This window comes from Archangium violaceum (assembly GCF_016859125.1).
Taxonomy (GTDB): domain Bacteria; phylum Myxococcota; class Myxococcia; order Myxococcales; family Myxococcaceae; genus Archangium; species Archangium violaceum_A.
Map to the genome: position 1 here is coordinate 6,554,852 of NZ_CP069338.1, position 21,355 is coordinate 6,576,206.

Annotated in this window: 20 protein-coding genes; 13 read left to right on the top strand and 7 right to left on the bottom strand. The window is 69.7% G+C overall.

Annotated elements, in window-relative coordinates:
- Positions 1-94 precede the first annotated feature (94 nt).
- Genes JQX13_RS28060 through JQX13_RS28075 form a run of 4 tightly spaced genes read right to left on the bottom strand, consistent with a single transcriptional unit; the run spans position 95 to position 4,448 of the window.
- Positions 95-1,927: an ArnT family glycosyltransferase gene (locus JQX13_RS28060; protein WP_203402551.1), complete on the bottom strand. Its 1,833-nt coding sequence runs from the start codon at positions 1,925-1,927 to the stop codon at positions 95-97.
- Complete coding sequence (locus JQX13_RS28065; RefSeq protein WP_203402552.1) at positions 1,924-2,886, bottom strand: hypothetical protein; 963 nt, start codon at positions 2,884-2,886, stop codon at positions 1,924-1,926. Before JQX13_RS28065 ends, JQX13_RS28060 begins: the two co-directional genes overlap by 4 nt.
- Positions 2,873-3,385: a hypothetical protein gene (locus JQX13_RS28070; protein WP_203402553.1), complete on the bottom strand. Its 513-nt coding sequence runs from the start codon at positions 3,383-3,385 to the stop codon at positions 2,873-2,875. The genes JQX13_RS28065 and JQX13_RS28070 overlap by 14 nt, the downstream gene beginning before the upstream one ends.
- A gap of 25 nt (positions 3,386-3,410) precedes the next feature.
- A complete protein-coding gene (locus JQX13_RS28075; RefSeq protein WP_203402554.1) occupies positions 3,411-4,448 on the bottom strand; it encodes a CarD family transcriptional regulator in 1,038 nt (345 codons plus the stop codon).
- 232 nt (positions 4,449-4,680) lie between these two features.
- Between JQX13_RS28075 and JQX13_RS28080 the strand changes: the two genes are divergently transcribed.
- Positions 4,681-5,505: a hypothetical protein gene (locus JQX13_RS28080; protein WP_203402555.1), complete on the top strand. Its 825-nt coding sequence runs from the start codon at positions 4,681-4,683 to the stop codon at positions 5,503-5,505.
- Positions 5,506-5,509: 4 nt separating this feature from the next.
- On the opposite strand, the gene JQX13_RS28085 is transcribed toward JQX13_RS28080, so the two are convergent.
- The 3 genes from JQX13_RS28085 to JQX13_RS28095 all read right to left on the bottom strand — a co-directional run bounded on the left by JQX13_RS28085 (position 5,510) and on the right by JQX13_RS28095 (position 7,416).
- Positions 5,510-5,854, bottom strand: a complete 345-nt coding sequence (locus tag JQX13_RS28085) for a hypothetical protein (protein ID WP_203402556.1) — start codon at positions 5,852-5,854, stop codon at positions 5,510-5,512.
- Between the two features lie 128 nt (positions 5,855-5,982).
- Positions 5,983-6,705, bottom strand: a complete 723-nt coding sequence (locus JQX13_RS28090; protein ID WP_203402557.1) for a PilZ domain-containing protein — start codon at positions 6,703-6,705, stop codon at positions 5,983-5,985.
- Positions 6,706-6,813: 108 nt separating this feature from the next.
- Positions 6,814-7,416, bottom strand: coding sequence for a hypothetical protein (locus JQX13_RS28095; protein WP_203402558.1), 603 nt, complete (start codon positions 7,414-7,416; stop codon positions 6,814-6,816).
- A gap of 312 nt (positions 7,417-7,728) precedes the next feature.
- Between JQX13_RS28095 and mraZ the strand changes: the two genes are divergently transcribed.
- The 12 genes from mraZ to murC are packed head-to-tail and all read left to right on the top strand — an operon-like array spanning position 7,729 to position 21,353.
- Complete coding sequence (gene mraZ / locus JQX13_RS28100; protein WP_203402559.1) at positions 7,729-8,178, top strand: division/cell wall cluster transcriptional repressor MraZ; 450 nt, start codon at positions 7,729-7,731, stop codon at positions 8,176-8,178.
- A 47-nt stretch (positions 8,179-8,225) separates the two neighbouring features.
- Positions 8,226-8,603: an STAS domain-containing protein gene (locus JQX13_RS28105; protein WP_203402560.1), complete on the top strand. Its 378-nt coding sequence runs from the start codon at positions 8,226-8,228 to the stop codon at positions 8,601-8,603.
- A 12-nt stretch (positions 8,604-8,615) separates the two neighbouring features.
- Positions 8,616-9,524, top strand: a complete 909-nt coding sequence (gene rsmH, locus JQX13_RS28110) for a 16S rRNA (cytosine(1402)-N(4))-methyltransferase RsmH (protein ID WP_203402561.1) — start codon at positions 8,616-8,618, stop codon at positions 9,522-9,524.
- Complete coding sequence (ftsL, locus tag JQX13_RS28115) at positions 9,521-9,931, top strand: cell division protein FtsL (protein WP_203402562.1); 411 nt, start codon at positions 9,521-9,523, stop codon at positions 9,929-9,931. The genes rsmH and ftsL overlap by 4 nt, the downstream gene beginning before the upstream one ends.
- Positions 9,932-9,943: 12 nt before the next feature.
- Positions 9,944-11,947: a penicillin-binding protein gene (locus JQX13_RS28120; protein ID WP_203402563.1), complete on the top strand. Its 2,004-nt coding sequence runs from the start codon at positions 9,944-9,946 to the stop codon at positions 11,945-11,947.
- 52 nt (positions 11,948-11,999) lie between these two features.
- Entirely contained in the window at positions 12,000-13,517 is a 1,518-nt protein-coding gene (locus tag JQX13_RS28125) for a UDP-N-acetylmuramoyl-L-alanyl-D-glutamate--2,6-diaminopimelate ligase (RefSeq protein ID WP_203402564.1), read from the top strand.
- An 18-nt stretch (positions 13,518-13,535) separates the two neighbouring features.
- Positions 13,536-14,936: a UDP-N-acetylmuramoyl-tripeptide--D-alanyl-D-alanine ligase gene (locus tag JQX13_RS28130; RefSeq protein ID WP_203402565.1), complete on the top strand. Its 1,401-nt coding sequence runs from the start codon at positions 13,536-13,538 to the stop codon at positions 14,934-14,936.
- Positions 14,937-16,118 carry a phospho-N-acetylmuramoyl-pentapeptide-transferase gene (gene mraY / locus JQX13_RS28135; RefSeq protein ID WP_203402566.1) on the top strand — a complete coding sequence of 394 codons (1,182 nt, stop codon included), beginning with the start codon at positions 14,937-14,939 and terminating at the stop codon, positions 16,116-16,118. It begins immediately after the preceding gene.
- Between the two features lie 19 nt (positions 16,119-16,137).
- The gene (murD, locus tag JQX13_RS28140; protein WP_203402567.1) at positions 16,138-17,514 is read left to right on the top strand and encodes a UDP-N-acetylmuramoyl-L-alanine--D-glutamate ligase; all 1,377 of its coding nucleotides are present in this window, start codon (positions 16,138-16,140) and stop codon (positions 17,512-17,514) included.
- Between the two features lie 4 nt (positions 17,515-17,518).
- Positions 17,519-18,688, top strand: a complete 1,170-nt coding sequence (ftsW, locus tag JQX13_RS28145; protein ID WP_203402568.1) for a putative lipid II flippase FtsW — start codon at positions 17,519-17,521, stop codon at positions 18,686-18,688.
- Positions 18,685-19,908, top strand: coding sequence for an undecaprenyldiphospho-muramoylpentapeptide beta-N-acetylglucosaminyltransferase (gene murG / locus JQX13_RS28150; protein WP_203402569.1), 1,224 nt, complete (start codon positions 18,685-18,687; stop codon positions 19,906-19,908). Before ftsW ends, murG begins: the two co-directional genes overlap by 4 nt.
- A 14-nt stretch (positions 19,909-19,922) precedes the next feature.
- The gene (gene murC / locus JQX13_RS28155) at positions 19,923-21,353 is read left to right on the top strand and encodes a UDP-N-acetylmuramate--L-alanine ligase (protein ID WP_203402570.1); all 1,431 of its coding nucleotides are present in this window, start codon (positions 19,923-19,925) and stop codon (positions 21,351-21,353) included.
- Positions 21,354-21,355: the final 2 nt, after the last annotated feature.

The window sequence follows — 21,355 nt, forward strand, 5'->3', positions numbered from 1 at the left end:
CAGCGTAGCCCGGAATCCGGGATTCCCGCCCGGGGGGGCTCGTCGTCGTCCGCGCTTGAACAGTCTTCTTCCTTACTACGCACCGCGGCATGACTCAGCGTCTCTGGTAGACGACCACCTGCGGCGTCTCGTCCAGGTACAGCCCCGTGACCGGCGTCCTCGTTCCGTAGGACTGCCAGAGCTCGAATTCGAACTCACGGAACTCCTGGTGGTACTGGTACGCCGCCACGTCCGAGTCGAACGGCCCGCCCGGCCGGAGATCGCTCCGCAGCATCCCGTTGCGCTGGTAGTCCCGGAACGAGTAGCCGTTCACCTCGTGCAGGAAGACGCGCCCGTTGCGCGGCGCGTGCTCGTTGATCCACGGCAGCACCGCCGTCACGTTGCTCGACCAGAACTGGCGCTGCATCCCCAGCGACGCCGCGCCCGGCACGCCTCCCGCCAGCTCCGAGTAGAAGCTCGTCCCGTACGGGAACACGCGCACCAGTCCGATGAGCGCCGGCAGCATCAGCAGCGCGAAGACGGGCGCCGCCACCGCCGCCAGGGACAGCCCGGGCCAGCGCGTGCGCAGCCGCTCCACGAGTGCCTCGCAGCCCCGCGTCACCGCCACTCCCGCGAGGATGCCCAGGAACGGCATCGAGGGCAGCCAGTGCTTCACCCCGCCGAAGTGCGGCACGTTGGGGTGGCTGATGATGAGGATGGAGGCCACCGCGTGCACGCCCACCAGCACCTCCGCCATCGAGGGCGCGCGCACCAGCGAGCGCGTGCGCTCGAAGAGGCTCAGCACCGTACGCCCGGCGAGCACTCCCCAGCCCGTCACCATCGGAACGAAGAGGCTGGTGGGCACGGTGAGCGCCGTCTTCACCACCACGTACGCGAGAGGGAAGGGCGGCTCGCGCAGCACCTTGCCCAGGTAGAACCAGGCGTAGTGGTTGTGGGTGGCGTGGAAGTTCAGGTACCAGGCCGTCCGATCCACTGGCGCGTGCCAGAGGTAGGGCCAGTGCAGGTAGAAGATGATCGGCCCGCTCACCGCCATGGTCGCCATCGGCAACAGGGCGAGCGCCGTGGGCGCGTGCTTCTGGTTGAGCACGTGCAGCATCCCCAGCGAGCCCACCGCCAGAATCACGAAGAGCAGCGTGTGGGGGCTGAGCAGGAAGAACTTCCGCTGGAAGCCCTCGGGCCCGAGGCTCACCACCAGCAGCGCGTACAGCACCGCCACGGCGGCGAAGAGCCCCAGCACGCGCCACAGGCCTGTCCGTGCCTCCGGCTGGCCCTCGCTGGAGACCCACGCGCGCCACAGCGAGAAGGGCGCGAGGAGGAAGGGGAGGAAGAGCGCGTTGTGCTTCGTGCACAGCGCCAGGCCGAAGAAGACGCCGCACAGCACGCCCCAGTTCCTGTCCTCGAGCGCGCGCCAGAAGGCGTACACCACCAGCAGCCACATGGCCGCGATGGGCATGTCGAAGCAGGCCAGCTCCGCGTTGAAGTAGTGACGCGGCACCAGCAGGAAGGAGAGCGCGGCGAAGAGGCCCGGGGCACGGCCATACACCGCGCTGCCCAGCAGGAAGGTGAGGGCCGGCACCAGCGCCGCCATGGCGAAGGCCGGCAGCCGGAAGGCCGTCGCCGAGCGCATCCACCCCAGCGTGTCGTGGAAGAGCAGGTGCGACAGCCCGAAGAGCACCTTCATCAGCACCGGGTGCTCGTGGTTGAAGTCCCAGGCGCGGACGATGGCCGTGTCCGTCAGCGCGCGCGCCGGGTCGCGGAAGAGCTGCTGGAACCAGCGTGCGTAGCTCTCGCCCGCGTAGAAGTAGACGCTCTCGTCGCGCGTGAAGCCCACCGCGGCCTCGGTGGCCCACAACACCCCGAAGGCCAGCACCCACAGCCCCAACGCCAGCCAACGCTCGTCGCGTGTCGCGGCCCGGCCCGCCGTCATGTGCCCTCCCTGGAGACGACGGCCCCGTCCCCGAGCGCGAAGACGTCCAGGCACACCTGCCGCGTGTCCGCGTTGTCCGCCTGCACCCACACCTTCACCGTGCGCGCTTCACCCGGCGGCAGCACGCGCGAGTCCTTCAGCACGCCTTCCAGGCCCGGCGGCTGGGCGATCTCCAGCAGGGACTCGTGGCTGGCCGCGTCCTCCACGCCGAAGCGCGCGGTGGTCAGATGCGGCTCGTGACGCGAGGCGTGCTCGAAGATGATGCCGCCCTCGAGCCGCAGCTCCGTGCCCGCGGGCACTCCGTCGAACTCGGCCACCAGCCGCTGCTTGCCTCCGGGCGGGTGCATCCACAGGCAGTGGCGGGGCTGGAAGTGGATCTCCCGCCACTCGGGGGCCACGTACAGGTGCGGCGGCCCGGGGCAACGGTGCACGCGCCCGTCGAAGGGGCAGTCGCTCCGGGTGCCATCCGGCGACTCCAGGTAGACGCGGGCCTTCGCGTACGCCTCCGAGGCCACGAAGCGCCGGGGCCGGTAACGGCCGTTCTCGTACAGCGTCAGCTCCAGGTTTCCCGCGCGGAGCGGGGCGCCCACGGTGGTGCGCCTGGGAAGGAAGGCGGCCCGGAAGCCCGATTCATCGGCGCGCGGCAGCTCCGGTTGGCCCAGCACCCATACCCGGGGATGCGCGCTCAGATCGTCCTGGTCCGAGCCCAGGTAGCCGTACACCGGCAGCTCCGGCGGCATGTGGAGCCGGGCCTTCTCCGTCCACCAGGGGAAGAGGAGCACCGCGTCGCCAGGACGGGCCTCGGCGCGCAGCCGCTCCACCACCGTGCGGTAGTCCGCGTCAGAGGGGAAGCGGCCGGGCAGTCGGAGCTGGAAGACGAGGCAGGCGAGCGCGACGAGCAGCAATCCCCCCAGCTCCACCAGGGGGAGGGCTCGCGGGAGCGTTCTAGGACTTCGCAAGGCGGAGCTTCTGCTCGCTCTTCTCGCGGCAGAAGGTGCAGAAGGTGGGCTCACCCTGGGCGAACGACGGCGTCCAGGGGGGATACATGGAGCAGCGTGGATCCAGGCAGTGGTGCAGGCCCCACAGGTGGCCAATCTGCTGCAGCGCGTTGCGGGCCACGGGTTTGAAGGCGGCCTCGAGATCCTTGTACCCGTGGGTGCTGATGATGGCCCGGTCCTTGTTGTACAGGGCGTAACCGGTGGTGGGGACCTTGCCGCTCCCCAGCTCGCGCTCCTTCAGCTTGCGCGAGGTGACGAAGAGGACCTTGTCGTCCTCGTAGGCCCTCACGCCCTTGATCTCGGAGATCAGCTTCTCGGCGTCCAGTGGCTCGGACATGCCCTCGGGCACCTCCTTCTGGCCGGAGTGCTCGCTGCCCACGCCGAACGCCGTATAGAGGGTCTGGCAGAGCTTCGTGATCTGCTTTTCGTCGAAGGAGTCCAGCGTCACGACGCGAATCACGGTGCGTCACCTCGGAAGACGGGTGTCACTCATCGGCCCCGATGTCCTCATCGAGGTCGGCATCATTCATATCGGCCTCCTCGGTCTCGGGAGGCTTCGCCTTGGGCGGGCGGCCGCGCTTCTTGGGTGCGGCGGCCTCGGCGCCCTCGGGCTTGGGCTTGGGTGGACGGCCGCGCTTCTTGGGCGCGGCGGGAGCGGCCTCGGCGCCCTCGGGCTTGGGCTTGGGCGGACGGCCCCGCTTCTTGGGCGCGGCGGGAGCGGCCTCGGCACCCTCGGGCTTGGGCTTGGGCGGACGGCCCCGCTTCTTGGGCGCGGCGTCGGCGCCACCCTCGGCGGGCATGGCCGCGGCCTTCTTGCGGGCCCTGGGCTCGCCCTCCTCACCCTCCTCGTCACCGGCCTCCTCGGAGGTCTCCTCCTCCTCCGGGGGCGCCTCCTCCTCGTCCGGAGGCAGGTCCAGCTCGGAGTCGAGCCCGATGAGGTCGGCGTCCAGCCCGAGATCCTCGTCGCCCTCGTCGCGGGCCTTGAACTCGGCGGCGGTTCGCTTGGGGCGCTCGCGGCCGGGCGGGAAGAGGACCAGGTCGATGCTGTCCTCGGCGTTGCACTCGGAGATGCCGAGTGCGGCGGCCATCTCGGACACCAGCAGGTGGCGCGCGTTGTCGTACAACTCGCGCTCCTTGGTGGGCAGCGGGCGCAGCTCGCTGAGCACCTGGAGTCCCTTGACGACCTCGGCCAGACCCAACAGTCCGCCTTGCGCCATGCGGTCCTGGTTGGTCCGGGCGCGCAGCTTCCAGTCCAGGTCCGCCTTGTCGCTGTCGGAGCGCAGGAAGTCGAAGACCTGGGTGACGTCCTCGGGGCCCGCGACCTTGCGGACGCCGATGGATATCACCTTGGCCTGGGGCACCATCACCACCGCCCCATCCTCTTCCCGGCGCATGGTGACGAAGGTGAGCTTCTGTCCAGCCACCTCCTTCACATCGATGGCCGAGACGCGACAGACGCCCTGGTTGGGGTAGACCACCCGGTCGCCAACCGCGAGCTGGAGTGACGCGGAGCCTTCTGGCATGTCCCCCTCAGTGAACGTGAGAGCAGAGAGGGTCGTAGCATCAACCCTCTTCGGATGCCACGACTTACCAGCGAAGCATGTCCGGTCTCCAGGGATTCGAGCATCCGACCAGGCGGGTTCTCGGGGGCTGGAGGGAAAGAGGGGGCGTGTTTCCGCTACAGGACGTAACAGGTCCGTGCCGCCAGAAGTCCCGGGTGCCCTCTCGTGCGGGTATCATCCGGCCGCGATGCGCATGAGAACGAAACGGCTTCTGCTGACGGCCGTGGTGCTGGTCGTGGGTTGTAAGAAGGAGGACAGACCGGTCGAGCCGCTCTCGTCGCTCACGCCTCCGCCGCTCCCGAGGGTCGTCGCGGAGACGGGCGGTGGTGGCGCGGGGGAGGACGCGCGCTTCCAGGTGGCTCCGGCCGAGGTGTACGGCGAGCCCGTGCCGGGCAAGGCGCTGCGGGTGGAGCTGGCGGGAGAGTCCGTGCGGCTCGGCGAGGAGCGGTTCGTGCCCTCGCGCTCCGAGGACCAGGTCCGGCTGCGCGAGCGCGTGAAGGGGCAGGGGGTGCTGCTCGTTCCCGACGCGGACACGTTCCTCGCGCAGACGTCCGAGTTGCTCGCCGTCCTGCGAGAGTCCGCGAGCGAGGTGTGGCTGCGGCACCCGGATGCGCCGGTCGCCTATCCGTTGGTGCTGCGCGACGAACAGGGCTTCCAGGCCTGGCTCGCCGAGGTGGCCCCCGGCAAGCTGCGCATCATCCAGCGCCAGGATGGCTTCGAGCTCACCACCAGCGTGGGGAAGCTGCCGGGGCCCGATGCCAATGGGCCCTCCGTTCCCGTGCGAGGTGGAAGACAGGACATCGCCACGCTGCGCACGGGGCTCGGGAAGCTGAAGGGCCGCTTCACCACGTCCGAGGACATCTGCCTCGTGCCGTCCTTCGGCATGGAGCTGGCCCAGGCCGCGCGGGCGCTCAGCGGGGTGTACGTGGCGCCCGGCGAGCCGCTCTTCGAGACACTCTGCTTCGTCTATCCGACGCCCCGCGCTCCCTCCGTGGCCGGAGCTCCGGCGGGACGGTAAGGGCTCAGCCCTCGGCGACGCAGACGGAGTTGGGGTTGCCCTTGAAGCCGCCCACGCAGCGGTAGCCGGTCCGGCAATCGTCCGGCGACGAACACTTGCGGAAGCAGGCCGACACGTCGTTGGAGGCTCCCTCGCTCACGCAGGTGCTGCCCGAGGGACAGGTATCATCCTTGCCGGGCACGCAGGACTGCGAGCAGTAGCCGCCCGGGGTGTAGTCGCGGTTGTTGATGCAGAAGCCCTTGTCTCCGCAGTCCTCGTCCGTGGTGCAGGCATCGCCCACCGTCGCGCCACAGCCCACGAGCCCCAGTCCCAGTACCATCACTCCCAGCACGTTCCAGCTCAGCTTCATGTCGTCACGTCCTCCGCGAGTCCGACTCGGTTGAGATGGGGCGGGCCTGCCGCGACGGCCGCCCTGGTGCACCGCGCCATACCCTGCCCGGTGCGGTGGCACAACTGGAGGCTGTCGAAGGAGCGGGCTCAGGGCATCCGCATCACCGCATCCATGCCGAAGCAGATGCGGGCGCGCCAGGGTGGGGGAGGCATGGACTCCAGCGACAGCAGCTTCTCCAGCCGCTCCACCGTGTCCGGGCGCAGGGTGCCGAAGTTGACGCCGAAGGTGGGCAGCACCTCGGGCCCACCAGCGGACGTCCACGCCACATCGCCGTGCAGCATGAGCGTGCCCAGCGTCAGCTCCATCTCCAGGAGGAAGGGCATGCCCACCTTCACCGAGGCCGGCAGCACGGGCGCCTCCACCTCGAGGCCCACGCCTCCGCGCGACAGGTCGCGCACGAAGAAGGGCGGCGCGAAGGGCGTGTCCTCCTCCATGGCCGGCAGGTGCAGCGGGATGCGCGGGTAGCGGCGCAGCTTCTCGAACGCCTGCATGTCGAAGACACGCTGCAGCACCGCGTCGAGTCCGCCACGGTCCTGGCCCGGGTCGTACTTCACGGTGATCATGTGGCGCCCGTCGGGCTGCGGCGTCACCCGCACCACCTCGCCCACCACCTCCACGGGCGTGGCCACCCCGGGGTTGTGCAGCTCGAAGACGAAGCGCGTGCCCACCGGCAGGCTCTTGCGCGTCTGCAGCGTCACGCCTCCCCGGCCGATGCTGCGCGTGTACTCGCTCAGCAGCGCCTCTGGTTTCTTGTAGGCCACCTTGAGGCGGACCTCACCCTGGGCTCGGTTCGTCGCGGTCTGGCTCATGGCTGTGGTGCTCCCCTGGATGGACTGGGCGGATGGATCATAAGCCAAAAGCAAGGCCGGGCCTCCAAACTGGAAGTCCGGCCTCGGAAATACGGAGCGGGTGGGCGGCTAGGCCTTCGGCAGCTCGCCGGCGGTGATGGCCACGGTCTCGTGGGAGTAGGTGAACTTGCCATCCGAGGTCTCGATGGTGCCGTCCACCACCAGCTTCACGCTGCCGGTGTGGAGCGAGGTCGCGGCGAAGTCCATGTTCAGCTTCGCGTCGACGTCGATGAAGTCGGAGATCTCCCCGTCGATGGTCAGCTTGCCCTTCATCGAGATGGTGAACGCGCCGGCGGGGGACCGCGGGTCGAGGGTGAAGCCCAGCGCGGTCGCCATGGTGCCGTTGTACTCGTTCTGCCCGTCTTCGTTACAGGCGTCGTAGGTGATGCTGTAGCTCAACAGGCCGTCCAGCCGGTTGGCGCTCGCGTCCAGCTTCAGGCTCGCCGTGCCGCCCCGGGCGCAGTCGGCGGTGAGGGTGAGGCTGGTGGCGCCGCTGGCCAGGGCCTTCTCCACCAGGGACTGCCCGGTCTTGCTGCCACGCCCCGCGGGCTGCGAGGCCTGGAAGGCCGCCTGGGCCGCGCCCTCCTTGCCACCACCGAGCTTCGCGCCTCCACAGGCCGCCAGGCCCAGGGTCATCGCGGAGAGCATCGTCAGACGAGTGAAGCGGGTCATGCGTACACCTCTGATTCCAGGGAGTGCCTCGCCCACCGGCCTTGACGCGAGGCGTGAGAGGCCCCGCTGGGGCGCTCGGCGGCGGAGTTATGCCGAGGCCCTTCTCCAGGGTCAATGCCGCGTCCGGCGTTCCACTTCTTCCCACTTCCACCCCGGGCCCATGTTCCCGCTGAGAGACACGGGTCTGTACGCGCCTGTTGCATTTCTTGACCGGGTAGGGGGCCGCGCGTATTTTCCGCCGCCCAAGTGGATCGGAGTGGGAAGGGGTGGCGTAATGTGGATCGGCCGGGCTGACAGGGTGGACCTCTCCGCGTGTTCCGAGGCGTCTATGAGCACCAGATCGACGCGAAGGGGCGCACCAGCCTCCCGGCACGGCTGCGCGAGACGCTCGTGGGTTCGTATGACGAGCGGCTCATCATCACGACGGCGTTGGATCCCTGTCTCCACGCCTATCCGGTGCGCGAGTGGGAGCAGCTCGAGGCGGCTCTCGCCAAACGCAACCCGATGGAGCCGGGGGTGAAGACGCTCATGCGGCTCTACGTGGCGAGCGCGCAGGAGTGTCCGCTGGACAAGCTGGGGCGCGTGCTGATTCCGCCGTCGCTGCGCGCCCACGCGGGGTTGGACAAGGACGTGGTGTGGGCGGGGATGGTGAAGGTGATCGAGCTGTGGAGCCGTGACGGGTGGGCGAAGGCCCAGGAGGAGGCCCGCAAGGAAGCCTCCAGCGCGGATGTCATGCGCGTGCTCACCGAGTTGCGCCAGTAGCAGTCCGAATTTTCGACGCGAAGCAGGAAAGCCGGGAAGGTGGCGACATGAACCAGGCAGCCGAAGCACAGGGCGTTCGCGCGGTATCCAGTGGGCGCGTGGAGACCCTCATGCTCGAGGGGGAGCTTCTGGAGAAGGACCTCACCCAGGTCTGCGAGGAGCTCGGGAGCCGCATGCAGCGGGGCCTGCGCAACGTGGTGCTGGACTTCAGCGAGGTGAGCCACCTGGACTACCGCGGGGTGAAGCCCCTGGTGGCCCGCGCCGAGGCCTTCCGCAAGGCCGGGGGTGACATCAAGCTGTCCGGCCTGTCCCCCTACCTGGCCGCCATCTTCCGGGCCGCGGGCGCTCACGACGTCTTCGAGCTCTACCCGCATATGAACGATGCCCGGGCCGCCTTCGCGCTCGCGCGGGCTCCCTTCGTTTGATGTGGGCGCCCCTTGGCTGACTTCAGCCACCAGACCGTCCTCCTCGACGAAACGGTGGACGCCCTTCGACCGGGAGCGGGGAAGGTGATCATCGACGGCACACTGGGTGGCGGTGGCCACACGCAGGCGCTCCTCGCCCGGGGTGCGACCGTGCTCGGGGTGGACCGGGATCCGGTTGCGCTCGGGGCCGCTCGCGCCCGGCTCGCGGGCTACCCGGCCTTCAGCGCCCGGCAGGGCAACTTCGGGGAGCTGCTCGACGTGGCCGCGGACGTGCTGCCGGTGGATGGCGTGCTGGTGGACCTGGGCGTGTCCTCACCCCAGCTCGACGTGGCCGAGCGCGGCTTCTCCTTCCAGAAGGACGGGCCCCTGGACATGCGCATGGGCGACACGGGCCGCACCGCCGCCGAGCTCATCGCCCAGGAGGACGAGGCGGAGCTCATCCGCATCCTCAAGGAGTACGGCGAGGAGCCCTTCGCGAGGCCCATCGCCCGGGAGCTCAAGCGCTCGCTGCCCACGCGCACCCTGGAGGCCGCCGAGGCCGTCAAGCGCGCCGTGCCCCGCAAGGCCTGGCCGAACAAGATTCACGTGGCCACCCGCACCTTCCAGGCCCTGCGCATGGCGGTGAACCAGGAGCTGGAGTCCCTGGAATCGCTGCTCGCCGCGCTGCCCCGGCTGCTGAAGGTGGGGGGCCGCGCCGCCGTCATCTCGTTCCACTCGCTCGAGGACCGGAGGGTGAAGGAGGCCTTCCGGGACCTGGCGGGTTCCTGCAAGTGCCCTCCCGGGCTTCCGGTGTGCGCCTGTGGCGGCCAGGGGGATTTCGCCCTGGTGACGCGCAAGGCCATCGCGGCCTCGGACGAGGAGATCGCCGCCAACCCCCGTTCCCGCAGCGCGCACCTGCGCGTGGTGGAGAAAGTCCGATGAACCGCAGCAAGTCAGTCTCTCGTGCCGGTGGGAGTGGAGTGTCGGTGGGCCGGGTGCTGCTGCACCTGCTCCCCGCGGTGTTCCTCTTCGCCCTCTTCGCCGCCGTGGGCATCCTCCACGTGACGAGCCGCGTGCTGGTGGTGGACATGGGCTACCGCCTCTCCAGGGCCGAGGCCGAGGAGCGTGCCCTCACCCGGGAGAACGACAGGCTGAAGCTGGAGCTCGCCACGCTCAAGAGCCCGGCGCGGCTGGAGAAGCTGGCGCGCGAGAAGCTCGGCATGGCCATGCCCTCGGGGCCGGTCGTCATCGCCCTGCCCCCGCGGCTGCCGGGCGCCAAACGCAACGCTCGTGCCGAGGCCCGCGACTCGCGCGCCGTGCGCGTGGCGGAGCGCGGCGGATCTCGCTGAGGAGGGCGCGCGGTGAGGGATTTCAAGACGGCGCGGGCCCCGGAGCCCAATGGGAAGTGGCTGCGGCTGAGGGTGAAGCTGCTGGCCTGCTTCTTCGTCGCCCTGTTGCTGGCCGCGTTCGGCCGCGCCGTGTTCCTGCAGGTGTTCGAGCGGGACAAGCTGCGCGGGCTCGCCCAGGATCAGTACGTCCGTCAGATTGAAATCCCCGCCCGCCGGGGCGACATCTTCGATCGCCGTGGCACGCCCCTGGCCCAGAGCGTGGAGGTGGACTCCATCTGGGTGGATCCGTCCATGCTGCCGGACGTGAAGCAGGCCTCGCGGGCGCTGGCCCGGGCGTTGAGGCTGGACGTGGAGGACCTGCAGGCCCGGCTCACGCGCGCCAGGCGCTTCGCCTGGGTGAAGCGTCAGGTGACGCCCCGCGAGGTGGCGGCGGTGAAGGCCCTGGGGCTGCCGGGGTTCGGCTTCACCAAGGAGCCCAAGCGCTTCTACCCGCAGAAGGAACTGGCCGCGCACGTGGTGGGCATGGTGGGGTTGGACGGGCATGGCCTGGAGGGCCTGGAGCTGGCCTTCCAGGACGAGCTGTCCGGGCAGAACTCGCGCCTGTCCGGCTTCCGCGACGCCAAGGGCCGCAAGCTGCTCGTCACCGGGGCCCCGGACACCCTGGAGCGCCAGGGCGCCTCCGTCACCCTCACCATCGACCGGCACCTCCAGTACGTCACCGAGAAGGCCCTGAGCCGCGCGGTGGAGGATTCCAAGGGGGTGGCGGGCATGGCCATCGTGTTGGACCCGAAGACGGGGGAGATCCTGGCCATCGCCAACCACCCGCGCTTCAACCCCAACACGCCGGAGAAGGAGGCGCGGGCCAGCATGCGCAACCGCGCCGCGCTCGACTCCCTCGAGCCCGGCTCGACGATGAAGGCCTTCGTCGTGGCCGCCGCGCTGGAGCACAAGGCCATCAAGCCGGAGGACACCTTCTTCTGCGAGAACGGTGCGTGGAACATCGGCAGGCACACCATCCACGACACCCACCAGTACGGCTGGCTCACCACGCAGGGCGTGCTGCAGGTGTCCTCCAACATCTGCTCGGCCAAGATTGCCCAGCAGCTGGGACGCGAGCGGCTGGTGAAGGCCTACCATGACTTCGGCTTCGGCGAGCGCACCGGGCTGGCGCTGCCCGGTGAGGCCCGGGGCTCCATTCCCTTCCCCAAGGCGGAGGTGTCGCTGGCCACGCAGTCCTTCGGCCAGGGCATGACGGCCACCGCGGTGCAGATGGCCGCCGCCTGGGGCGCGCTGGCCAATGACGGCGTCCTGATGCGCCCCTACCTCGTCTCCAGGGTGGTGGACCCGGACGGGGTGGTGTTGCTGGAGAACCGGCCCACCGAGGTGCGCCAGGTCGTCTCGGCCGCGACGGCCCGGAAGGTCATCTCCATGCTCGAGAGCGTGGTGGCCAAGGGGGGGACCGCTCCCAAGGCCGCCATGGAGGACTACCGGGTGGCCGGCAAGACGGGCACCGCCCAGAAGGCGGATCCGGTGGCCCGGGGGTACTCCGACAAGCGGCTCGCCTCCTTCGTGGGCGTGTTGCCAGCCGAAAATCCCCGCGCCGTCATTCTCGTGATTGTGGACGAGCCCAAGACGGACGTGTACGGGGGATTGGTGGCCGCTCCCGCCTTCAAGGAAATCGCTACCGCAGCCATGGCCCATCTGGCCGTGCCGCCCTCGCGCGAGGTCCCGCTGCCGTCCACCGCCCTGCCGGTGGCGGCGGCCCAGCCTCCCTCGAAGGCGGAGACTGTCCGGTCCGTGGTGGAGGAAGCCATTACCGAGAACGTGGAGCCTGGCTCCGTCCGCGTTCCGGATGTCGTGGGTCAGGCGGGTCGTGAGGCGGTGACGAAGCTGCTCTCCGCGGCCCTGGAGCCTCAATTGTTGGGTAGTGGACGCGTCGTATCGCAGAGTCCCGCCGCCGGTTCGCTGGTGGAGAAGGGTGCGCGGGTGACGCTCGAGCTGGCAACGCGGCAATGAGGCCGCACCGGAGCTCGGCCTCGCGCTTGCGGAAGCATGTGAAGGGGAAACGATGAAGCTGACGGATGTCCTCGCAGGGTGTGGTGCCGAGCAGACCTCGGGCGGCCGGACCCCGGTCGACGTGACGGGGGTGTCGCAGGACTCGCGTAAGGTGAAGCCGGGCGACCTGTTCGTCGCCGTGCCGGGCACGAAGGAGGATGGCGCCCAGTTCGTGGGCGAGGCTGTCTCCCGTGGTGCCGTGGCCGTGGTGTCGGAGAAGGCCCTGTCCTCACAGGTGCCCTTCTTCAAGGTGTCCAATGCCCGGAAGGCGCTGGCGATCATCGCGGCCAACTTCCATGGCCGGCCCGCCGACAAGCTCACCCTGCTCGGAGTGACTGGCACCAACGGCAAGACGACCACCACCTATCTGCTCGAGGCGATGGCCACCGCGGCCTATTCCTCCACGGGGGTCATCGGCACGCTGGGCTACAAGGTGGGCGGTCAGTTCCACCCCACGGCCCACACGACGCCGGAGCCGCTGGAGTTGCACCGCATCCTCAAGGAGATGGTGGACGCGGGCGTGGAGACGGTGGTGATGGAGGTGTCCAGCCACGCGCTGCTGCAGGAGCGTGTGCACGGCATCACCTTCAAGGCCGCTGCCTTCACCAACCTGACGAGGGATCACCTCGACTACCACAAGGACCTGGAGGAGTACTTCCAGGCCAAGCGCAAGCTCTTCGTGGAGAACCTCGCGCAGGGCGGCGTGGCGGTGGTCAACGGTGATGACACCTACGCCACCCGCATCTACAACGAGCTGCGTGGCCAGAAGCGCATGGCGTGGAAGTTCAGCCGCCAGGGCAACGGGGAGATCTCCTCCGCGGACGTGTCCTTCTCCCTGCAGGGAATCAAGGGCGTGCTGAAGACGCCCGCCGGCGACATCCCGGTGAAGAGCCGGCTGCTCGGGGCGCACAACCTGGAGAACATCCTCGCGGCGGCCGGTCTGGCGCTGGGCGCGGGCTTCGCGCGGCGCAAGGACGTGCAGCTCGGCATCGAGCGCATGGCCGGCGTGCCCGGTCGCATGGAGCGGGTGGAGAACCACGGGCCCGCGCAGGCGCCCGCGGTGTTCGTGGACTACGCGCACACCGACGACGCGCTCAAGCGCGCGCTCGAGGCGGCGCGGACCATGGCCAAGGGCCGTGTCATCGTGGTGTTCGGCTGCGGCGGTGAGCGTGACGCGGGCAAGCGTCCGCTCATGGGCAGCGCGGCGGCCGAGAGCGCGGATCTCGCGGTGGTGACGAGCGACAACCCGCGCACCGAGGACCCGGAGGAGATCATCTCCCAGGTGACCCCGGGCCTGGAGAAGGGGGGCCTGCGCCGCATCTCCGCCGGCAAGGCGAAGAGCGGTGAGAAGGGCTACCTGGTGGACGTGGATCGCAAGGCCGCCATCGAGACGGCCATCTCGCTGGGCAAGGAGGACGACGTGGTCCTCATCGCCGGCAAGGGGCACGAGACGTACCAGATCATCGGTACCGAGAAGCGCGCCTTCGATGACCGCGAGGTCGCGGCCCGAGCGCTCGCCATCCGCACCTGAGAGAACCGCTGAGCCTCCATGGCCGCACGATTCACGGATGAGCAGGTGGTGCAGGCGACCGGGGCGACCCGGCGCGGTGGCAAGCCGGCGGCGGAGTTCCCGGCCGTCTGCACCGATACCCGGGCCCTGGTGCCCGGGTGTCTCTTCGTGGCGCTCCAGGGTGAGCGCTTCGACGCGCACGACTTCCTCGCCCAGGCCGCCAGCGGTGGCGCGGCCGGGGCGGTGGTGAAGAAGGGCCGGGCGCTCCCCCAGCTCCCCGAGGGCCTGGCCCTCTACGAGGTGGAGGACACCCTGGCGTCGCTCGGCGCCCTGGGGCACGCGCACCGCGAGCGCTTCCGGATTCCGGTGGGGGCCGTGGGTGGCTCCAACGGGAAGACGACCACCAAGGAGATGGTGGGGGCCATCCTCGCCACGCGCGGCCCGGCGCTGAAGACGGAGGGCAACCTCAACAACGAGGTGGGCGTTCCCCTCACGCTCTTCCGCCTGGAGTCCTCGCACGTGGCGGCCGTCATCGAGACGGGGATGAACCAGCCCGGAGAGATCACCCGGCTCACCCGGGTGGTCCGTCCGGACGCGGGCCTCATCACCGTGGTGCAGCCCGAGCACCTGGAGGGCCTGGGCAGCATCGAGGGTGTGGCCGAGGCCGAGGGCGAGATGTTCCGCGAGCTTCCGCCCGAGGCCGTGGCGGTGGTGAACGTGGATGACGCGCTCATCCCCGGGCAGGCCGCTCGCAGCCGGGCGAAGAAGCTCACCTTCGGACGCTCCGCGAGCGCGGACGTGCGGCTCGCGCAGGTGACGCCGCGGGGCAGGGAAGGGCTGCTCATCACCGTGCACCACGCGGGCAGGGACTGGCCGGTGAAGCTGTCCTTCATCGGCGAGCACAACGCCCTCAACGCCACGGGCGCCTTCGCGCTGGCGGTGGCGCTCGGGTACTCCCCCGAGGAGTGCGTGAAGGGACTGGAGGCGGCGAGGCCGTACGCGCGCCGGCTCAACGTGGTGGATGGCCTGCACGGCACCACCGTGGTGGACGATTGCTACAACGCGAACCCCGCCTCCATGGGCGCCGCGCTGGACACGCTGCGCTCGCTGGTGCAGCCCGGTGGCCGGGCGGTGGCGGTGCTCGGGGACATGCTGGAGCTGGGGCCCGGTGAGCTGGAGGAGCACGCGCAGCTCGGCGCGCTCGCCGGTGGCAAGGCGCAGCTCGTGGCGTTCTTCGGGCCGCGTTCGCTCAAGGGTCATGAGGCGGCGGGGCTGGGTGGCAACGCGGCGCACTTCACCGAGGTGGAGCCGCTGCTGGCCTGGTTGATGCCGCGGCTGAAGGCAGGGGACGTGGTGTTGGTCAAGGGGAGCCGTGGCATGCGGCTCGAACGGGTCGTGGCGGGCCTCACCGGTGCCGCCGCGCCTGGAGGAAGCCACTAGGTGCTGCTCCTCATCTACGAGTGGATCAAGGACACGGAAGCGGGACGGCTGCTGAACTTCCTGCGCTACCCCACCTTCCGGATCGTCGCGGCGGCGGTGGCCTCGCTGCTGCTGGGCATGTTCATCGGCCCGAGGCTCATCGCGCGGCTGCGTCTCAAGCAGCACGGTCAGAGCAACGTGCGCGAGGACACGCCGGACACCCACCAGAAGAAGAAGGGCACGCCCACCATGGGGGGCGCGCTCATCCTGCTGTGCATCGCGGTGGGCACCTTCGTCTTCGCGGACCTGAGGAGCCGCGCGGTGTGGGCGGCGCTGCTGCTCACGCTGGGCTACGGCTTCATCGGCTTCCTGGACGACTGGCTGAAGCTGTCCAAGCGCAACTCCAAGGGACTGGCCGGCCGGTACAAGATGATTCTCCAGACGGTCTTCTACCTGCTGGCCGTCTTCGGGCTCATGTGTACGTGGACGGGGCCGGATGGTTCCTTCACCGGGCCGCACCTGCTCCTCGACACGAAGCTGACGCTGCCCTTCGTGCCCACGCACCGGTTCAACCCGGACTTCGGCTGGTTCTACGTGGTGTTCGCGTGGGTGGTGGTGGTGGGGACCTCCAACGCCGTCAACCTCACGGACGGCCTGGACGGCCTGGCCATCATGCCCACCATCATCGCGGCCAGCACCTTCACCATCCTCTGCTACGCGGCGGGCTCCGCGACGCGCATCGCCACCGTGGAGACGGTGGAGGGCGTGGCGCGCGTGGTGGGTGAGCCCCTGTGGAGCTACCTGGGCGTCCCCGAGGTGCCCGGCGGCTCGGAGCTGGCCGTCTTCTGCGCCAGCATCGTGGGCGCGGGCATCTCCTTCCTCTGGTTCAACGCCTACCCGGCCTCCGTCTTCATGGGCGACATCGGCTCGCTCGCGCTGGGCGGCGCGCTCGGTGGACTGGCGGTGCTGTCCAAGAACGAGGTGGTGTCCGCCATCATCCACGGGGTCTTCTTCGCGGAGATCCTCAGCGTGATGATCCAGGTGACGTCCTTCAAGCTCACCGGCAAGCGCGTCTTCAAGATGGCGCCGGTGCACCACCACTTCGAGCTCAAGGGCATCGCCGAGCCGAAGATCATCGTCCGCTTCTGGATCGTCGCCATCCTCTGCGGAGGCGTGGCGCTGCTGTCGCTCAAGCTGCGGTAGGCCGTGGAGGGTGGTGCGCATGACGCCCGACCTGAAGGACTGGAAGGTAGTGGTGTACGGGCTCGCCAAGAGCGGGCTGGCCGCCATCCGCCTGCTGCGGGCGAAGGGCGCGCGGGTGACGGCGCTGGACGCCCGTACCGAGGAGGCGCTGGGCGAGACGGCACACGAGCTGAAGGCCCTGGGCGTGACGCTCGTCTCCGGGCCCACGCCGCCGGGGCTGCTGGAGTCGCAGCGGCTCGTGGTGGTGAGCCCGGGTGTGCCGCTGGCGCTGCCGGAGATTCAGAAGGCGCGCGCCGCGGGCGTGCCCGTCTGGGGCGAGGTGGAGCTGGCCTGGCGCTACCTCTCGCACCTGCCGCTCATCGGCATCACCGGCACCAACGGCAAGAGCACCACCACGGCGCTCACCGGGGAGCTCTTCTCGAGCAGCGGCAAGCGCACCTTCGTGGGTGGCAACCTCGGGCGTCCGCTGGCCGAGGCGGCCCTGTCTCCCGGTGAGTGGGAGGCACTGGTGGTGGAGCTCTCCAGCTTCCAGCTCGAGGGCATCGACACGCTGAAGCCGCTCGGCTCCACCCTCCTCAACCTCACGCCGGACCACATCGACCGGTACGAGAGCCACGCGGCCTATGGCGCGGCCAAGGCCCGCATCTTCCGCAACCAGGCCCAGGGCGACTTCACCGTGGTGAACGCGGACGACGCGGACGTGATGCGGCTGGTCGAGGCCGCGAAGGTGCCCGTCTACGGCTTCAGCCTCACCGGGCGTCCGGTGGCCGCGGCTCCCAGGCTGGCCGGCATGGCGGTGGCGCAGCCGGGCGGCTTCCGCTTCGAGGGGGCGGGGGAGAAGGGCGAGTCCTTCACCCTCACCAACCGCGCGCTGCGGGGAGGCCACAACGCGCAGAACGCGATGGCGGCGGCGCTGCTGGCGCGGCTGGCCGGCGTGCCGCACGAGGCGGTGCAGGCCGGGCTGGACAGCTACCCGGGTCTTCCCCACCGGCTGGAGAGCGTGCGCGTGCTGGACGGCGTGGAGTGGGTGAACGACTCCAAGGCCACCAACGTGGACTCCGTGCTGGTGGCCCTGCGCGCCTTCCAGAAGGACGTGCTCCTCATCGCCGGTGGCAAGGGCAAGGGCGCCCCCTACGCGCCCTTGGTGGACGAGGGCCGCGGCATGGTGAAGGGTGTGCTCACCATCGGCCAGGACGCGGAGACGATTGCCCGCGCCTACGAGGGAAGCGCGCCCGTGTACGCCTGCGGAACGCTCGACGAAGCTGTACGGCGGGCCAGGGTCCTGGCAAAGTCTGGTGACACTGTACTTTTGTCGCCAGCGTGTGCGTCCTACGATCAGTTCCAGAACTTCGAGCACCGGGGCGACACGTTCAAACGCCTCGTGAGGGAACTCTGAGTCCATGAAGGCGACCACTGCTCCCTCCGCGGCCCCGGTACGGTTCGACTCGCTGCTCCTGTGCGCCGTGCTGTCGCTCGTGTCGCTCGGCCTGGTGATGGTGTACTCGGCGAGCGCCGTCATGGCGCAGGACAAGCTGGGCGACAGCCTCTACTTCCTCAACCGGCAGCTGATGGCGGCCGGGATGGGCGTGGTGGCGATGGCGGTGGGGATGAGGGTGGGCTGGCGCCGGCTGGCGCGGCTCGCGTACCCGCTGCTGCTGGTGACGCTGGTGCTGATGGTGCTGGTGCTCATCCCGGGCATCGGCACCACGGCGGGCGGCGCGCGGCGGTGGATCCGCTTCCCGGGCTTCGGCCTGCAGCCGGCCGAGGTGGCCAAGGTCGCCTGGGTCGTCTACCTGTCCTACTCGCTGGCCAAGAAGCGCGAGAAGGTGGCCACCTTCTCCGTGGGCTTCCTCCCGCACCTGCTGCTGTGCGGCCTGCTGGTGGGCCTTTGCATGCTGCAGCCGGACTTCGGCAGCTCGGTGCTGCTGGTGTTCCTGCTCTTCGCGCTGCTGTTCGCCGCGGGCACCAAGGTGAGCTACCTGGTGGGCTCGGTGCTGCTGGCGCTGCCCCTGGCGTACGCGGCCATCGCGAGCAGCCCCTACCGCATGAAGCGCGTGCTGGCCTTCCTGGACCCGTGGGCCCACCGGCACGACATCGGCTACCAGGTGGCCGAGTCCCTCATGTCCATCGGCTCGGGCGGGCTCACGGGCCTGGGGTTGGGAGACGGACGGCAGAAGCTCTTCTTCCTCCCCGAGGCCCACACGGACTTCATCTTCGCCATCATCGGCGAGGAGCTGGGCCTGCTCGGGGTGGTGCTGCTGGTGTCGCTCTACGCCATCGTCATCTGGCGCGGCATCCGCGCGAGCCTCGCGGCGCCGGAGACGTTCGGCACGTACCTGGGCCTGGGCCTCACGTCCATCATCGCCTTTCAAGCCACTGTCAACATGTGCGTGGCGATGGGGCTGTTGCCGACTAAAGGACTGACGCTTCCCTTCGTCTCCTACGGAGGCACCTCACTGGTGGTGTTGATGGGGGCGGCCGGTGTATTGCTCTCGCTCAGTGCCAGCGCGGAACCCGCTGGCAACCGGACCCTGCGCTCCGGCGGTGACATGAGGGAGGTGGCGGCGTGAAGGTGCTCATCGCGGGCGGCGGTACGGGCGGACATCTGTACCCGGGCATCGCCCTGGCCGAAGAGGTCGTCACGCGCCACCACGCCAACCAGGTGGTGTTCGTGGGGACGGAGCGGGGCCTGGAGTCCCGCGTGGTGCCCCGCGAGGGCTACCCCCTGGAGCTCATCCAGGCGCAGGGCCTCAAGGGCAAGGGCTTCGTGGGCCTCATCAAGGGCCTGCTCGCGCTGCCCATGGCCTTCATCGCGTCCATCCGCATCCTCCAGCGCCACAAGCCGGACGTGGTGGTGGGCGTGGGTGGCTACGCCAGCGGGCCCGTGGTGCTCGCGGCGGCGCTGATGGGCATCCCCACCGCGGTGCAGGAGCAGAACGCGCTGCCCGGCCTCACCAACAAGCTGCTCGGCAGGTTCGTGCGCGTCGTCTTCACCGCCTTCGAGGAGGCGGGCGCCTTCTTCCCCTCGCGCAAGGTTCAGCTCGTCGGCAACCCCATCCGCCGCAAGCTGATGGAGAACTTCCTGCGCTCGCGCGTGGCGCACGAGAAGTTCTCCCTGCTCGTCTTCGGCGGCAGCCTCGGCGCGCGCGGCATCAACCAGCGGATGATCGACGCGCTGGACCACCTCCAGGACATCAAGGAGCAGCTCCACATCGTCCACCAGACGGGGAAGAACGACCTCGAGTCGGTGCGCAAGGGCTACGCGGACAAGGGCTTCGCCGACCAGGCCCAGGTGGTGGAGTTCATCGAGGACATGTCCAGCGCGTACGCCAGGGCGGAGCTCGTCGTCTGCCGGGCGGGCGCCACCACGCTCTCCGAGCTGACGGTGGCCAAGAAGGCCAGCATCCTCATTCCCTTCCCCTTCGCCACGGACAACCACCAGGAGGTGAATGCCCAGGCGCTGGTGAAGGCCGGCGCGGCGCTCATGTTCCGCGAGTCGGAGCTGACGGGGGAGAGGCTGGCCGCGGAGATCCGCCGCCTCAAGGAGAACCCGGAGGCGCGCCGGCAGATGGAGAAGAAGGCGGGCCTGCTGGGCCGCCCCGAGGCCGCCAAGGAGCTGGCGGACGTGCTGGTGGACCTGATGGTGAAGACGTACGGGCCCTACGGCCGGGCCGAGGCCCGCGGCGAGGACCCCAACCCGAAGAAGCCGAAGAAGTCCAACGACGGCGAGAAGAAGCCCGGCGGCAGCGGCGAGACGCAGGCCGGTGGCAGCAGCGAGAAGCAGGTCTGAGGAGAACGACACCCGTGACGAACACCCGCCCCGCCAGGCCCGCGAGCCTCTTCAAGACGCGCCATGCCGCCCAGGTCCACTTCGTGGGCATCGGCGGCATCGGCATGAGCGGCATCGCCGAGGTGCTGCTCAACCAGGGCTACCGGGTGTCCGGCTCGGACCTCAAGGCCAGCGACATCACCCGCCGTCTGCAGAAGCTGGGCGCCACCATCTTCGAGGGCCACCGCGCGGAGAACCTCGTGCAGGCGGACGTGGTCGTCATCTCCTCGGCGGTGCGCAAGGACAACCCCGAGGTCGTCACCGCGCGCCAGCGGAAGATTCCCGTCATCCCCCGCGCGGAGATGCTCGCCGAGCTGATGCGGCTCAAGTACGCCGTCGCCGTCGCGGGCAGCCACGGCAAGACGACCACCACCTCCATGGTGGCCACCGTGCTCTCCGCCGCGGGCCTGGACCCGACGGCCGTGGTGGGCGGCAAGGTGAACGTGCTCGACTCCAACGCCAAGCTGGGCAAGAGCGAGCTGATGGTGGTGGAGGCCGACGAGAGCGACGGCAGCTTCCTGCACCTGCACCCCTCCATCTCCGTGGTCACCAACATCGACCCGGAGCACATGGACCACTACGGCACGCTGGACAACCTGAAGGAGGCCTTCACGGCCTTCTGCAACCGCGTGCCCTTCTACGGCCTCAACGTCCTGTGCCTGGACAACCCCAACGTGCAGTCGCTGCTGCCGGGGCTGGAGAAGCGCTTCGTCACCTACGGCAGCTCGCACATGGCGGACTACCGGCTGGAGGGCGTGCGGCTGGAGGGCTTCACCACCCGCTTCGAGGCCTTCCGGCGCGACGAGCCGCTCGGTGAGTTCCGCGTCCGCATGGTGGGCGCGCACAACGCCCTCAACGCCCTGGCCGTCATCGCCGTGGCCGAGGAGATGGACATCCCCCTGGACGTGGTGCGCAGCGCGCTGTCCGAGTTCGGCGGCGTGCAGCGGCGCTTCACCGTGCGCGGCGAGGTGGCCGGCGTCACCGTGGTGGACGACTACGGGCACCACCCCACCGAGGTGCAGGCCACGCTCGCGGGCGCCCGGCGCGCCTTCGGCAAGCGGCTCGTGGTGGCCTTCCAGCCCCACCGCTACACGCGCACCCATGATCTGCTGAAGGAGTTCGCCACCTCCTTCAACGACGCGGACCTCGTCTTCATCACCAGTGTCTACGCCGCGGGCGAGGAGCCCATCCCCGGCGCCACGGGCGACGCGCTGGTCGACGCCGTCCGCGCGCACGGCCACCGCGACGTCACCTTCGTGGAGAAGCGCACGGACATCGCCCGGACGTTGCTGCCCCGGCTGCGCGAGGGGGACATCGTCGTCACCCTGGGCGCCGGTGACATCACCCAGGTGGGCCCCGAGCTCGTCGAGCTGCTCAAGCAGCACGGCACGGTGAAGGGCGACTAGCG

What these genes read in the sequence shown, in the direction of transcription:
- murD (WP_203402567.1), top strand. Translation starts at nt 16,138, where the DNA reads ATGACGCCCGACCTGAAGGACTGGAAGGTAGTGGTGTACGGGCTCGCC.
- JQX13_RS28125 (WP_203402564.1), top strand. Translation starts at nt 12,000, where the DNA reads ATGAAGCTGACGGATGTCCTCGCAGGGTGTGGTGCCGAGCAGACCTCG.
- ftsL (WP_203402562.1), top strand. Translation starts at nt 9,521, where the DNA reads ATGAACCGCAGCAAGTCAGTCTCTCGTGCCGGTGGGAGTGGAGTGTCG.
- JQX13_RS28085 (WP_203402556.1), bottom strand. Translation starts at nt 5,854, where the DNA reads ATGAAGCTGAGCTGGAACGTGCTGGGAGTGATGGTACTGGGACTGGGG.
- JQX13_RS28095 (WP_203402558.1), bottom strand. Translation starts at nt 7,416, where the DNA reads ATGACCCGCTTCACTCGTCTGACGATGCTCTCCGCGATGACCCTGGGC.
- JQX13_RS28090 (WP_203402557.1), bottom strand. Translation starts at nt 6,705, where the DNA reads ATGAGCCAGACCGCGACGAACCGAGCCCAGGGTGAGGTCCGCCTCAAG.
- JQX13_RS28105 (WP_203402560.1), top strand. Translation starts at nt 8,226, where the DNA reads ATGAACCAGGCAGCCGAAGCACAGGGCGTTCGCGCGGTATCCAGTGGG.
- JQX13_RS28130 (WP_203402565.1), top strand. Translation starts at nt 13,536, where the DNA reads ATGGCCGCACGATTCACGGATGAGCAGGTGGTGCAGGCGACCGGGGCG.
- JQX13_RS28080 (WP_203402555.1), top strand. Translation starts at nt 4,681, where the DNA reads ATGAGAACGAAACGGCTTCTGCTGACGGCCGTGGTGCTGGTCGTGGGT.
- ftsW (WP_203402568.1), top strand. Translation starts at nt 17,519, where the DNA reads ATGAAGGCGACCACTGCTCCCTCCGCGGCCCCGGTACGGTTCGACTCG.
- JQX13_RS28060 (WP_203402551.1), bottom strand. Translation starts at nt 1,927, where the DNA reads ATGACGGCGGGCCGGGCCGCGACACGCGACGAGCGTTGGCTGGCGTTG.
- JQX13_RS28075 (WP_203402554.1), bottom strand. Translation starts at nt 4,448, where the DNA reads ATGCCAGAAGGCTCCGCGTCACTCCAGCTCGCGGTTGGCGACCGGGTG.